Annotated in this window: 13 protein-coding genes; 4 read left to right on the top strand and 9 right to left on the bottom strand. The window is 65.5% G+C overall.

The features are described 5' to 3' along the window. Window positions 1-36: 36 nt before the first annotated feature. Both carA and dapB read right to left on the bottom strand, forming a co-directional pair. Complete coding sequence (carA, locus tag FZZ93_RS13310; protein ID WP_149322807.1) at window positions 37-1,182, bottom strand: glutamine-hydrolyzing carbamoyl-phosphate synthase small subunit; 1,146 nt, start codon at window positions 1,180-1,182, stop codon at window positions 37-39. 287 nt (window positions 1,183-1,469) lie between these two features. Then, window positions 1,470-2,276 carry a 4-hydroxy-tetrahydrodipicolinate reductase gene (gene dapB, locus FZZ93_RS13305; RefSeq protein WP_149322806.1) on the bottom strand — a complete coding sequence of 269 codons (807 nt, stop codon included), beginning with the start codon at window positions 2,274-2,276 and terminating at the stop codon, window positions 1,470-1,472. A 146-nt stretch (window positions 2,277-2,422) separates the two neighbouring features. On the opposite strand from dapB, the gene FZZ93_RS13300 reads away from it, so the two are divergent. Further along, on the top strand, window positions 2,423-3,406 hold the full coding sequence (locus FZZ93_RS13300) for an esterase-like activity of phytase family protein (protein WP_149322805.1): 984 nt from the start codon (window positions 2,423-2,425) through the stop codon (window positions 3,404-3,406). Here the strand turns inward: FZZ93_RS13300 and FZZ93_RS13295 are convergent. Together FZZ93_RS13295 and FZZ93_RS13290 are read right to left on the bottom strand one after the other, a co-directional pair. Next, window positions 3,383-4,312, bottom strand: a complete 930-nt coding sequence (locus FZZ93_RS13295) for a DMT family transporter (protein WP_149322804.1) — start codon at window positions 4,310-4,312, stop codon at window positions 3,383-3,385. The two genes, FZZ93_RS13300 and FZZ93_RS13295, sit on opposite strands and share 24 nt — an antisense overlap. A 3-nt stretch (window positions 4,313-4,315) precedes the next feature. Next, a complete protein-coding gene (locus FZZ93_RS13290; protein WP_149322803.1) occupies window positions 4,316-4,597 on the bottom strand; it encodes a DUF2218 domain-containing protein in 282 nt (93 codons plus the stop codon). Between the two features lie 290 nt (window positions 4,598-4,887). Here FZZ93_RS13290 and FZZ93_RS13285 point away from each other — a divergent pair, with 290 nt between their 5' ends. From FZZ93_RS13285 to FZZ93_RS13275, 3 genes are read left to right on the top strand one after another with little or no spacing between them, the layout of a single operon-like run. Next, window positions 4,888-6,015, top strand: coding sequence for an ABC transporter substrate-binding protein (locus FZZ93_RS13285; RefSeq protein ID WP_149322802.1), 1,128 nt, complete (start codon window positions 4,888-4,890; stop codon window positions 6,013-6,015). A gap of 1 nt (window position 6,016) precedes the next feature. Further along, a complete protein-coding gene (locus FZZ93_RS13280; RefSeq protein ID WP_187774533.1) occupies window positions 6,017-7,102 on the top strand; it encodes a FecCD family ABC transporter permease in 1,086 nt (361 codons plus the stop codon). Continuing rightward, window positions 7,096-7,845 (top strand): ABC transporter ATP-binding protein, encoded by a 750-nt coding sequence (locus tag FZZ93_RS13275; RefSeq protein WP_149322801.1) that lies wholly within the window; start codon window positions 7,096-7,098, stop codon window positions 7,843-7,845. Before FZZ93_RS13280 ends, FZZ93_RS13275 begins: the two co-directional genes overlap by 7 nt. Here FZZ93_RS13275 and FZZ93_RS13270 read toward each other — a convergent pair. The 5 genes from FZZ93_RS13270 to grpE form a co-directional block, all read right to left on the bottom strand. Then, entirely contained in the window at window positions 7,823-8,722 is a 900-nt protein-coding gene (locus tag FZZ93_RS13270) for a DMT family transporter (protein ID WP_149322800.1), read from the bottom strand. The genes FZZ93_RS13275 and FZZ93_RS13270 overlap by 23 nt on opposite strands. Next, window positions 8,719-9,351, bottom strand: coding sequence for a LysE family translocator (locus FZZ93_RS13265; protein WP_149322799.1), 633 nt, complete (start codon window positions 9,349-9,351; stop codon window positions 8,719-8,721). The genes FZZ93_RS13270 and FZZ93_RS13265 overlap by 4 nt, the downstream gene beginning before the upstream one ends. Window positions 9,352-9,495: 144 nt before the next feature. Continuing rightward, a complete protein-coding gene (gene dnaJ / locus FZZ93_RS13260) occupies window positions 9,496-10,635 on the bottom strand; it encodes a molecular chaperone DnaJ (RefSeq protein WP_149322798.1) in 1,140 nt (379 codons plus the stop codon). Window positions 10,636-10,727: 92 nt separating this feature from the next. Beyond that, on the bottom strand, window positions 10,728-12,671 hold the full coding sequence (gene dnaK / locus FZZ93_RS13255; RefSeq protein ID WP_149322797.1) for a molecular chaperone DnaK: 1,944 nt from the start codon (window positions 12,669-12,671) through the stop codon (window positions 10,728-10,730). Between the two features lie 127 nt (window positions 12,672-12,798). Further along, window positions 12,799-13,428 (bottom strand): nucleotide exchange factor GrpE, encoded by a 630-nt coding sequence (gene grpE, locus FZZ93_RS13250; RefSeq protein ID WP_149322796.1) that lies wholly within the window; start codon window positions 13,426-13,428, stop codon window positions 12,799-12,801. Window positions 13,429-13,638: the final 210 nt, after the last annotated feature.

The raw sequence follows: 13,638 nt of genomic DNA, 5'->3' as shown, positions 1-13,638 counted from the left end.
GGCAGACGAGGGGCGGCGATCGATCGTGTACGGGCGTCAGCGCCGGTGCCGCATCATCTCGACGAAGCGGTCGAACAGCGGAGCTACGTCCCTGGGGCCGGGACTCGCCTCGGGGTGTCCCTGGAAGCTGAACGCCGGGCGGTCGGTGCGCTCGATACCCTGCAAGGTGCCATCGAACAAGGAACGATGAATGGCGCGCAGGTTATCGGGCAGGGTGGATTCCTCGACGGCGAAACCATGGTTCTGGCTGGTGATCATCACCCGGCCGCTATCGAGATCCTGTACCGGATGATTGGCGCCATGGTGGCCATGGCTCATCTTCACCGTTTGTGCGCCGCTGGCCAGCGCCAGCAACTGGTGGCCAAGGCAAATACCGAAGACCGGGATCTCGGTCTCCAGAAACGCCTGGATGGCGCTGATGGCGTAGTCGCAGGGCTCGGGGTCTCCCGGACCGTTGGAAAGGAAGATGCCATCCGGGTTCATCCCCAGCACTTCCTCGGCCGGCGTCTGGGCCGGCACCACGGTCAGCCGGCAGCCCCGAGAGGCCAGCATGCGCAGGATGTTGCGCTTCATCCCGTAATCGTAGGCGACGACGTGATAGGGCCGCTCGTCCTGAGAGACATCGGCATACCCGCTGCCCAGCGTCCACTCACCTTCGCTCCACTCATAGGGCTCGGCGCAGGAGACGACCTTGGCCAGATCCATGCCCTTCAGGCCGGGAAAGGCCCTGGCCGCTTCCAGGGCTCGCGCCTCGGCATCCTCGCCCTCGGCGTCGGAGCCGGCCAGGATGGCGCCATTCTGGGAGCCCTTGTCGCGCAGCAGGCGAGTCAGCCGGCGGGTATCGATATCGGCGATGCCCAGCACGTTCTGCTGCGCCAGATAATCTGACAACGACTGCTCACAACGAAAACTGCTGGCCAGCAGCGGCAGGTCGCGAATCACCAGCCCGGCGGCAGCGATGCTCGAAGACTCCACATCCTCGCTGTTGACGCCGGTATTACCAATGTGTGGATAGGTCAGGGTGACGATCTGACGGCTGTAGGACGGATCGGTGAGGATCTCCTGGTAGCCTGTCATGGCCGTATTGAACACCACCTCACCGCTGGTTTGCCCATCGGCGCCAATGGCGGTGCCATGAAACACACTGCCATCTTCCAGGGCCAGTATCGCGGGTTTGCTCAATGCAACGTCCTCCCATATGTTTACAGACAGCTATAAGAGCCAGCTCGTCAAGGAATGCTTCTCGAATGGCGCTCGACAGCCAGGGTGAGCCCGACAGCCTCCGATTCTCGCCTGGCTGTTACCCGCAAAAAAGCGGGACGAAACCCGACGATAAAGACCGGTTTCATCCCGCTTGTTGTCATTCGCTCGGAATGCTGGGCCGACGCAACAAGCGTTTGCGCGGCGATAGCCGGCGCCCGGCCAAAATTTGTGGGATTCTAAAGCATCCGACGCCGTTCGGCTACCCTTCAATCCAGCCCGATGACGTCCTGCATGTCATAACGCCCTGCCGGCTGGCCGGCCAACCAGCGTGCCGCCCGCACGGCGCCCTTGGCGAAGGTCATGCGGCTGGAGGCCTTGTGGGTAATCTCGATGCGCTCGCCCTCGGTGGCGAACATCACGGTATGCTCACCGACGATGTCACCGGCCCGCACCGTGGCGAAACCGATCTCCTTGTCGCTGCGCGGGCCGCACTGCCCGACACGCTCGAAGACCCCATCGGTTTTCAGGTCACGCCCCAGGGCATCGGCCACCACCTCGCCCAGCTTCAGGGCGGTGCCGGAGGGCGCATCCACCTTGTGGCGATGATGGGATTCGATGATCTCGATATCGTAGCCCTCGTCGCCCAACGCCCGGGCGGCGGTCTCGAGCAGCTTGAACGTCAGATTGACGCCAACGCTCATGTTGGGCGCGAAGACCAAGGGCAGCCGGTCGCGATAAGCGTCCAACTCTGCCAGCTCCTCGTCAGAAAGCCCGGTGGTGCCAATCACCATGCGCTTGCCATGCTCGGCACAGGCCGACAGGTTGTCCAGCGTCACCCGGGGCGCGGTGAAGTCGATCAACACATCGAAGTCATCGGCGATCGCCGCCAGCGAATCGGCGGCCATCACGCCCAGCTTGCCGCTGCCGGCCAGCTCGCCGATATCAGCGCCGACCAGCGAACTGCCCGGCGAGACGGTGCCACCGGCGAGCGTGGCCTCGGCGTCCTGCTGCACGGCGTTGACCAGGGTGCGGCCCATGCGGCCGGCGACACCGGCGATGGCAATACGGGTCATGCGAACTCCTCGCGAGGCTCGATCCAATAGAATGGCCGCAGTATAACAACACCGTGCCGGGGCGTCTGCGACACGCGCCTGTCACACGGCCGGCACAGGCCTGTGGCAGACTGGCCCCTCGCTACGCCATCACCGCCGAGACTGCCATGCCCCGAATGCCGACATCACGCCGCGCCCTCGGCGCCCTGCCGCTCGCCATCCTGTTCATGACACTGCTCGCGCCCCTGCCGGGCTGCGCCAACCACGCCCGTGTCGTCCCCCTGGCCGGTGTCGGTGCCGATATCACGCCACCGCCGCGGGTAGAGCTCTGCGGCACGCTCTCCCTGCCCAGCCACTGGCCGGACGGCACGCCGGTCAACGGCCTCTCCGACCTGGCCTGGGAGCGCGACACAGGCTTGCTGTACATGCTGTCGGACCGTGGCTGGCTGCACCGGGCTCGCCCACGCTTCGAGGACGGGCAACTGGTCGGCCTCTCGCCCATCGACAGTCATCGACTGCGCGACGGCGATGGCATCCCGCTTGAGGGCTCGGCAGCTGACGCCGAGTCCCTCTCGCTGCTGCACGGCACCAATGGCAAGCTCGGCGACAGCGAGTTCTGGGTCAGCTTCGAGCGCGACCACCGCCTGCAGCGCTTCGAGCGTGACGGCAGCCCCCTGACGGCGCCCATCCGCCCCGCCCAAGCGGCCGACGCGGCGCCCAACAAGGGCATGGAGGCCATGACCGAACTCCCGAAGCATGGCCTCATTCTCGGCCTGGAGTCGCCCCCGCCCGGCGCCGCCCCGGGTGAAACGCGCCTTTTCACCCTCGATGGCAAGCAGTGGCGCTATCCCCTGGCCGCCCCGACCGGCAGCGCCCTGACCGAGCTCACCGCCGACGGCGACGACCTGGTGGCCCTCGAACGCGCCTTCGCGCCACCGGCACCGCTGGTGATCAGCCTGCGCCGCGTGCGGCTCGGCGAGCCGCCCGAGCTCGATGTCGAGACCCTGGCCAGTTTCTCCAGCGCCGACGGCTGGTGGCTGGACAACATGGAAGGCCTCACGCGACTCGATGACGGCCGCCTGCTGCTGCTCAGCGATGACAATGCCAGCCCGCTGCAGCGCAGCCTGCTAGTCTGCCTGCGTCCGCGCTGAGTCACCGGCCTTCCGCTCCGTACCGGCGTCATGGCGTAGCAACAGCGCAATGGCGGCCAACACCATGAGGCTGCCAGGCAACCAGACCCAATCGAGACTTTGCGGTGCGCGCAAAAAGAGCACGAGCATGGAAACAAAAGGCACCAGATAACCGTAGGCGGTGATCGCTCCGGGCGTCAGCACCAGGGTCGCGCGCTGCATCAACCAGAAGGTCAGGGCACTGGAGAACAGCCCCAGGTAGACGAGCAGCAGCGCATCGGACCAGGTCATCGCCGCAAACTGCGACACCGGCTCCACCAGCACCCCCAGAACACCGATCAGCACACCGCCCAGCCCTAGGCTCCAGAAGGTGCGCACCGCCGCCGAGGCCGGCAATCGCCCGACATTCAACCCCCACTTGGAGAGCACCGGATAGAGTGCCGAGCAGACGCAGCCGACGAAGAACACCGCCTCGCCAACACCGAACCGCATCTGGCCGCCACGCACCAGCGCCTCGGCATAAGCCAAGGCCAGGGCACCGACAGCACCCAGTGCGAGAATCGCCGGCAACCGCCAGGCCAACCGTTCCACGCGCAACCCAAGCCCCAGCCCATAGGCAAGCAGCGGGACGGTGACATAAAGCGTCGCCATGGAGAGCGCCGTGGCGTGATGGGCAGCCCAGAACATGGCGCCGAAAAAGCCCGCCAGACAAAGGCCCATCAGGACATACACCGGCGCGGCACGGCGTGCCAGGGCAAAACCCTCGACCCGATGCGCCAGCGGCCACAGGCCCAGGCAGGCAATGGCAAAACGCAGGGCGGTGAGCAGCATCGGCGGCAACTCACCCATCAGCCCCACGGCAGGAAATGACAGGCCCACCAATGCCGCCCAGAGCAGCATGCCCAGATGGGCGGTGCGGGCCGTCACGACTCAGTTCTCCCAGATGATATCCAGGGATTCCTTGCCGGACATGCGTTCGAGGTGGCTCGCCACCACGCCTTCCAGGCGATCGAGCCCCTCCTCGTCCAGGGACTCGACCGCCACCTTGAGCTTGCCTTCCTCAGCGCGCAGCAGGCAGCTCCCGTTGTCGAAGGTGATCCGACCCTCCTCACCTTCCTGCTCCACCTCAAGCTTGTGCGCCCAGTGCTTGCACAACCGGTTGATCAGTTTCTCGCCCGAATCGGTAACGATCTCCGCACGTGAAATCGGCATGACGCCCTTCCTCTATCCTTGACCATGAGTCTTCAGCCTATGACGGCGTTCCCCCCGAACACCAGCCCCACCATCGCAAACTTTCCGTTCGCCCGCACGAAACGACGCTCGACACCCACAAGCCTCTCTACTCGACAACCCCAGGTCTCTCGACAACCCCCGGCGATTGCGCCACACTGCCCGACCACTGCGAATAGGAACGATCTGCAACGGAGAAAGCGATATCTCCGAGCTTGCCGACGTCCCGCACCCTCGATACCGACGACTCCCTCAGCGAGTGACGAAGCCTCATGCACACCTCCCTGCTCAAGACCCTCGGCGGCATCGCCCTCACCCTGGGCGGTGCCGTCGCCCAGGCCGACGAGATCACCGTCACCGACGTTGCCGGCCGTGAGGTCACCGTCGACGCTCCCATGGACCGTGTAATCCTCGGCGAGGGCCGGCAGATCTATCTGCTCGGCGCCCTGCAGCCGGAAGACCCGTTCGCACACGTCGTCGGCTGGCGCGAGGACTTTTCCCAGGCCGACCCGGACAACTATGCCCGCTATGCCGCCAAGTTCCCCGAACTGAAAGACATTCCGACCTTCGGTGGCTTCAAGGACGGCACCTTCGATGTCGAGCAGGCCGCCGCCCTCGAACCGGACGTCGTGCTGATGAACCTCGAGGCCAAGTCCGCCACCGAGGACGCTGCCTATGACGATAAGCTCGCCGAGCTGGGCATTCCCATCCTTTACGTCGACTTCCGCGAGGCACCGCTCGAGCACACCATCCCGTCCATGCGACTGATGGGCAAACTGCTGGGCAAGCAAGAGGCCGCCGAAGACTTCATCGACTTCGCCGAGGCACAGATGGCACGCGTCACCGAGACCATCGAGAGTGCCGCCCCCGAGCGTCCGCGCGTCTTCGTCGACCGCGCCGGCGGCTATTCGGAAGACTGCTGCATGAGCTTCGGCCCCGGCAACTTCGGCGAATACGTCGAGCTCGCCGGCGGCACCAATATCGCCAAGGACATCATTCCGAACACCTTCGGCTCGCTGAACCCCGAACAGATCATCGCCGCCGATCCGCAGCAGGTCGTGGTGACCGGTGGCAACTGGAATGCCTACGTGCCCGGCGGCGACTGGGTCGGCGTGGGCCCCGGCGCCGACATGACGGCCGCTCGTGCCAAGCTCGAGGCGCTGACCGAACGCACCGCCATGACCGGCATCGAAGCCGTCGAGAACGACAACTTCCACGCCATCTGGCACCAGTTCTACAACAGCCCCTACTATTTCGTCGCCGTGCAGCAACTGGCCAAGTGGTTCCACCCCGAGCTCTTCGCCGACCTCGACCCCGAAGCGACAATGGAAGAGCTTCACAGTCGCTTCCTGCCGGTGGACTACGAGCCGGGTTACTGGGTCTCGCTGAAGGAACACTGAGATGCACGCCTCGCCTCCCGATCAGGCCACTGCCGCGACGCCTTCCACGCTCCAGGGCCGCGGCTTCTACCGCCGGCTGGTGATACGGCGCCAGTTGACCCTCGCCGCCCTGACGCTGGCGCTGTGTCTGAGCCTGTGCATCGACCTCGCCCTGGGGCCGGCCCGCTTCGGCCTGGGCGAGGTGATCACCGCCCTGCTCGACCCGGCATCCGCCAGCCAGCAGGTTCGGGTGATCCTCTGGGATATCCGCATGCCGGTGGCGCTGATGGCACTGGTGGTCGGTGCCAGCCTGTCGGTAGCCGGCGCCCAGATGCAAACTATCCTCAGCAACCCCCTGGCCAGCCCCTTCACGCTGGGCATCTCCGCCGGGGCCAGCTTCGGCGCCGCCCTGGCGCTGGCCTTCGGCGTGGCGATCGTGCCCGCCGCGATCGAGTACGTGATCCCCATCAACGCCTTTGTCATGGCCATGCTGACGGCCTTCGCGATTCATGCGCTGAGCCTCAAGCGCGGCGTGACTATCGAGACCATCGTGCTGCTGGGCATCGCCATGGTGTTCATTTTCAATTCGTTGATGGCGCTGATCCAGTTCTTCGCCAGCCAGCAAGCGGTGGCCGCGGTGGTCTTCTGGACCATGGGCAGCCTGACCAAGGCCACCTGGCCCAAGGTGGCCATCGCCGCCGGCATACTAGCGGTGGTGCTGCCATTGCTCGCTCGCCACGGCTGGGCGCTCACCGCCATGCGGCTGGGCGATGCCAAGGCCGAGAGCCTGGGCGTAAAGCCCCGGGCGCTGCGCCTGGAAGTGCTGGTGCTGGTCTCGCTGCTCGCCGCCATCGCCGTGGCCTTCGTCGGCACCATCGGCTTCATCGGCCTGGTCGGGCCGCATATCGCCCGCCTGCTGATGGGCGAGGATCAGCGCTTCTTCCTGCCCGGCGCGGCACTGTGCGGTGCCCTGATCCTCTCCGTCGGCTCGGTGCTGTCGAAGATCATCCTGCCCGGCACCATCATCCCCATCGGGATCATCACCTCGCTGGTGGGCATTCCGTTCTTCCTGTTCCTCGTCCTCAATCACAAGAAATCCGCATGGTAACGCTCACGCTCGACCGCCTGACGGCCCACTACGGCCGCCACCAGATTCTTTCCGAGATCACCACGCCGCCGCTCGAGGGCGGCCGGGTCGTCGCCCTGCTCGGCCCCAATGCCGCCGGCAAGTCCACGCTCTTTCGGCGCATCCTCGGATTGATCGGTGGCGGGGGCAGCGTACGAATCGACGGCGCCACCCGCGAACGGCCGCTGGCTTACATGCCGCAGGATACCGGCGCCAATGCCGTGCTGAGTGTCTACGAATCGGTGCTGCTGGCCCGCATGCAGGGGCGCGGCCTGAAGGTGCAGAGCGAGGATCTGGCCGAAGTCGACCGCGCCCTGCGCGAGCTGGGCATCAGCGAGCTGGGGGAGCGCGACATCGGTGACTTGAGCGGCGGCCAGCGCCAGTTGGTCGGGGCGGCCCAGGCACTGGTGCAGGACCCCGAGATCCTGCTACTCGACGAGCCCACCTCGGCGCTGGACCTGCATCGTCAGATCCAACTGCTGTCGATCCTCAGGCGGCTCGCCCGGGAACGCCACATGCTGGTCCTGGCCGCCCTGCACGATCTCGGCCAGGCGCTGCGCTTCACAGATGAGGCGATCATGCTGGAGAACGGCCGACTGATTGCCTGCGGCCCAACCGGCGAGGTCGTCACCCCCGAGCTGCTGCGCCAAGTCTACCGCGTGGAGAGCCGCATCGAAGCCTGCTCGCGAGGGGAGCCCCAGCTCATCGTCGAAGCCGCCACCTAAACCGCCGCCCCTCCAGGGCCGCCAGTCCGGCGCCGCCCAGCACCAGGGGCAACGCCACCAGGAATCCCGGCGACAGAGGCAAACCAAAGATCAACAGGTCGGCCAGCACCGGCCAGATCAGCGCGATGTACTCGAAGGGCGCCAGGCGCGACACCTCGGCAAAGCGCAGCGCCAGCGTCATGCAAATATGCGCCGCCCCGCCAAACAGGCCAGCCAGGATCAACAGCGACAACGTCGTTCCCGACACCCCGACCCAGCCCAGCGGCCAGGTCGCCAGCCCCGCCAGGGCAGTGACCAGCACGAAATAGAAGGCGATGGAGGCCGGCGTCTCGGTGAGCGAGATGCGCCGCACCGTGACCAACGCTCCCGCTGTCAGCAAGGCGGCCAGAATGCCCAGGGCATACCCCGGCAGGCGCTCGGCCTGTTCTCCGCTGCCCAGCTCGGGCACCACCAGCGCCGCCACACCGCCCAGCACCAGCGCCAGAGCCGCCGCCCGATGCCGGGTGAAACGCTCCCCCAGCAGGAACACGCCACCCACCGCCATGGCCACCGGCGCCAGTTGCGCCAGCAGCGTGGCCTCGGCCACCGGCAGCCTGGCTACCGCAGCGAAGGAGGCGAACATCGCCGCCGCCCCCAGCCCCGAGCGCAGCAGGTGCCCGGCGGGACGCCGCGTCGCCAGGGCACGGGGGAACTCGTGCCGCCAGATCATGAAGACGACGATGGGCAACAGCGCAAAGGCCGAGCGAAAGAACACGGTCTGCCCCAGCGGCACCTCCGTGCTCACCACCTTGACGCACACCATCATCCCCGTGAACAGCACACCGGAGCAAAGCCTGAGGAGAATGCCGGCCAGCGGCCGATCCGTGGCACTGGTCATGAAATTCCTTGCCGATAGACCTGTGTCAGGCCATGCGCCCCCAGGCTGGCCAGCAGGCCACCGCCCAGGCGCTGGGCAAGGCGCGTCGAGCCCCGCGGCCCTTGCAACCAGCGACGCAAGGGCGCGGCCAGCATTACCACGACCACATCAGCCGAGGAGAACAGGACGTTCGCGACAATGCCTAGCCACAACAGTTGCCAGCCCATGGCCATGCCGGCTTCCGGCTGCGCGAACTGCGGCAGGAAAGCCACGAAGAACAGCGCCGTCTTCGGGTTGAGTATCTCGACCAGCATGCTGTCGGCCAACACGCGGCGGACGCCCTTGCCCGTGCCGTCCGGCGCCTCGGGCGAGCCGATACCGCGCTGCCACAGGCGCATGCCGACCCACAGCAGATAACAGCCGCCGATGATCTTCATTGCCACGTAGGCAGGCGGTACCGCGGCAAACAGTGCCGCCAGCCCCAGCGCCGCCGCCACCACATGCACATAGCAGCCAAGGTGCACGCCCAGCACCGCGCAAAACCCCGCACGTCGCCCTCGCCCCAGCGTCTGGGCAGCGGTATACAGCATGGCGGGACCGGGCAGATAGGCGAAACCCAGGGCGGCAATCACAAAGGCGAGCCATTCCATGACGCGAATTCCTCATCGACAGGGCGACCCATTACGGTAGAGTGCCGGACACACAAAGAAAAGCCCCCGCCGAAGGAACGGCGGGGGCGGTGGTGACGCCCTTCAGCACCGGCGTTTCAACACCAGTGCTTCAACACCCCATGCTCAGGGCTTCATGTCTTCGAAGAACTTCTTCACGCCATCGAAGAAGTTGCTCTTCTTCGGCGAGTGATGGCTCTTGCTGCCGTCCAGGCTTTCCTGGAAGCGACGCAACAGATCCTTCTGCTCCTCGCTGAGCTTCACCGGCGTCTCGACCACTACCCGGCACAGCAGGTCACCGGCGGGACCGCCACGTACCGGCTTCACGCCCTTGCCCTTGAGGCGGAACATCTTGCCGGTCTGGGTCTCGGGTGGAATCTTGAGCTTCACCCGACCATCCAGGGTCGGCACTTCCAACTCGCCGCCGAGGGTGGCGTCGACGAAGTTGATCGGCACTTCGCACTGCAGGTGACGGCCTTCACGCTCAAAGATATGGTGCGGCTTGATCGCCACCTGGACGTACAGGTCACCGGGCGGCCCGCCGTTGATGCCGGCCTCGCCCTCGGCGTTGAGGCGAATGCGGTCGCCGGTATCGACGCCGGCCGGAATCTTCACCGACAGGGTGCGCGTTTCGCGCTCCCGGCCTTCACCGTTGCACTTGTGGCACGGCACCTTGATGTGCTGACCGCTGCCGTGGCAGGTCGGGCAGGTCTGCTGCACGGCGAAGAAGCCCTGCTGCATGCGTACCTGACCCATACCGTTACAGGTCGGGCAGGTCTCCTTGCTGGATCCCGGCTCGGCGCCATCGCCATCACAGCGCTCGCACTCGACGTGACGCGGCACGCGAATATCCACGCTGGTGCCCGCCACGGCGCTCTCGAGATCGAGCTCGAGGTTGTAGCGCAAGTCGCTGCCACGCTGCGGGGCATTCGGGTTGCGACGCCCCCCGCCACCACCGAAGATATCGCCGAAGACATCACCGAAGATATCGCTGAAGCCGCCGGCACCCGCACCGCCGAAGCCACCGCCGCCGGCCTGGCCGTCGACGCCGGCATGGCCGAACTGGTCATAGGCCGCGCGCTTCTCACTATCGGTCAGGACCTCATAGGCCTCGGAAACCTCGCGGAACTTCTCCGCCGAGGTGTCATCGTCCGGATTACGGTCCGGATGGTATTTCTGTGCCAGGCGTCGGTAGGCCTTCTTGATCTCTTTCTGATCGGCCCCGCGCTCTATGCCCAGCACCTCGTAATAGTCACGCTTGGACATGTGTCTGTCCGCCTCCGTAGCGACGCTGCGCAAACGCCAACGCGGGAGTCGAGCCCCCGCGCTGGTGTCCGCCGTGATTCAGACGTCGTGGTTTACTGCTTCTTCTGGTCGTCGTTGACTTCCTCGTACTCGGCGTCGACCACGTCGTCTTCCGTCTTCTTCTGGCCGTCGGCCTGCTCGCCGGCATCGGCACCCGGCTGCTGGCCGGCTTCCTCGGCCTGGTCGGCATACATCTTCTGGGCCAGGTTGCCGGACGCCTCGGTCAGGGTGTCGAGCTTGGCTTGGATGTCGTCCTTGTCGTCACCCTTGGCCGCTTCCTCGAGCTCGCTGGCGGCATTCTCGATGGCCTGCTTCTCTTCGTCGGTCGCCTTGTCGCCAGCTTCCTCGAGGGTCTTGCGAGCGGCGTGAACCATGCCGTCAGCCTGGTTGCGCAGCGCCACCAGCTCCTCGAACTTCTTGTCTTCGTCGGCGTGGGCCTCGGCGTCCTGGACCATCTGCTCGACTTCTTCGTCAGACAAGCCGCTGGACGCCTTGATGACGATCGACTGTTCCTTGCCGGTGGCCTTGTCCTTGGCGGACACGTTGAGGATGCCGTTAGCGTCCAGGTCGAAGGCGACCTCGATCTGCGGCACACCGCGCGGCGCCGGCGGAATGTCGGCCAGGTCAAAACGACCCAGGGACTTGTTGCCGGTGGACTGCTTGCGCTCGCCCTGCAGCACGTGAATGGTCACGGCTGTCTGGTTGTCGTCCGCGGTCGAGAAGGTCTGGGTCTTCTTGGTCGGGATCGTGGTGTTCTTCTCGATCAGCGGCGTCATCACGCCACCCAGGGTCTCGATGCCCAGGGTCAGCGGGGTGACGTCGAGCAGCAGCACGTCCTTGACGTCGCCGCCCAGCACGCCGCCCTGGATCGCGGCACCCACGGCCACGGCTTCATCCGGGTTGACGTCCTTGCGGGCGTCCTTGCCGAAGAACTCGGCGACCTTGGCCTGAACCATCGGCATGCGGGTCTGGCCGCCCACCAGGATGACATCGTCGATATCGGAAGCGGACAGGTCGGCATCGGCCAGTGCGGTCTTGCACGGCTTCAGCGAGCGCGCCACCAGGTCTTCTACCAGCGACTCGAGCTTGGCCCGGGTCACCTTGACGTTGAGGTGCTTGGGACCGGTGTTGTCGGCGGTGATGTAGGGCAGGTTGACCTCGGTCTGCTGCGCGCTGGACAGCTCGATCTTGGCCTTCTCGGCGGCTTCCTTGAGGCGCTGCATGGCCAGGTTGTCGCCGGACAGGTCGATGCCGCTGTCAGACTTGAACTGGTCGACCAGGTAGTTGATCAGCGCCAGGTCGAAGTCTTCGCCGCCCAGGAAGGTGTCACCGTTGGTGGCCAGCACCTCGAACTGGGTCTCGCCGTCCACATCGGCCACCTCGATGATCGAGATGTCGAAGGTACCGCCGCCCAGATCATAGACCGCGATGGTCTTGTCGCCACGGGCCTTGTCCATGCCATAGGCCAGCGCAGCCGCCGTCGGCTCGTTGATGATGCGCTTGACCTCGAGACCGGCGATGCGGCCGGCATCCTTGGTAGCCTGACGCTGGCTGTCGTTGAAGTAGGCCGGCACGGTGATGACTGCCTCGGTGACGGTCTCACCCAGGTAGTCCTCGGCGGTCTTCTTCATCTTCTTCAGCACTTCGGCGCTGACCTGGGGCGGCGCCAGCTTGTTGCCCTTGACCTCGACCCAGGCGTCGCCGTTGTCGGCCTCGGCGATGGTGTAGGGCACCATCTTGATGTCCTTCTGGACGACGTCGTCCTGGAAGCGACGGCCGATCAGGCGCTTGATGGCATAAAGCGTGTTCTGGGGATTGGTGACCGCCTGGCGCTTGGCCGCCTGTCCCACCAGCGTCTCGCCGTCGTCGGTGTAGGCGATGATGGACGGGGTCGTGCGCGCGCCTTCGGCGTTCTCGATCACCTTGGCGCCGTCGCCGTCAAGTACGGCCACGCAGGAGTTGGTGGTCCCCAGGTCAATACCGATGATGCGTCCCATAGGAAATCCTCGAAATATCGATGTTGCAGATTCGTTCATGTGCGCGGCGTTCGCCGCGGGGTTGCCGACTATCTGGGGGCCCTCGGCGCCTTTTCAAGGGCTCCGGGCCGCTTTTCGGCACGAAATGTCACTCGCTGGCCTGACTGACCACCACCATCGCCGGGCGGACCAGACGACCATTGAGCAGATAGCCTTTCTGGATCACGTCCATCACGGAGTTGGGATCCAGTTCGGCGTTGGGCACCATGGTCACGGCCTCGTGGTACTGCGGATCGAACGGCTCTCCGGCAGGATCGACCACTTCGACGCCGAACTTGCCCAGCACATCGAGCTGCAGCTTCAGCGTCATCGACACCCCTTCGCGATGGGTCTCGCTCGCGCCGTCCTGCATGGCATCGAGCGCCTTCTCGAGGCTGTCGACCACGGGCAGCAGTTCCTTGACGAACTTCTCCAGCGCAAACTTGCGGGCCTTCTCGGCCTCCTGCTCAGCGCGTCGACGAATGTTCTGCGCTTCGGCGGCGGCCCGCAGCGACTGGTCCTTGGCATCGGCCAGGCTCTGCTCGAGCTCCTCGACCTTGGCGGCCAGGACTTCGGCCTCCGGGTTGTCCGTCGACTCGCCTTCTACCTGCGTCTGCTCGGCGTCCTCGATGGCGCCCTCGAGCTCACCTTCCACGGGCTCCGGCTCTCCTTGGGCGTCGGCGTCCTGCTGTTGACGAGCAAGCTCGTCGTCCAGTGGCGTCTGCGGATCTTTGGCCATGCGTGCCTCCTGAAATGACAGTCGGCGGCCCTGGGCCGCCTGAAGACATGTTGTCGGGGTGAATCGTCGTTGCGGGGTTATATGGGGCTGACCTTGTGGAACTCAAGGCATCGAAATATGTGGATTGCAGCCGTGCGTTGTTGCGGGACATGAACTACTGTATAAACGCACAAGGCAATGGATGAATAACCAGTAGATTCAGACAAGCCC

It is taken from the genome of Halomonas eurihalina, assembly GCF_008274785.1.
In the GTDB taxonomy this organism is placed as follows: Bacteria; Pseudomonadota; Gammaproteobacteria; order Pseudomonadales; family Halomonadaceae; genus Halomonas; species Halomonas eurihalina.
The sequence above is the reverse complement of the archived record's forward strand: the minus strand, read 5'-3'. Positions and strand labels throughout refer to the sequence as shown.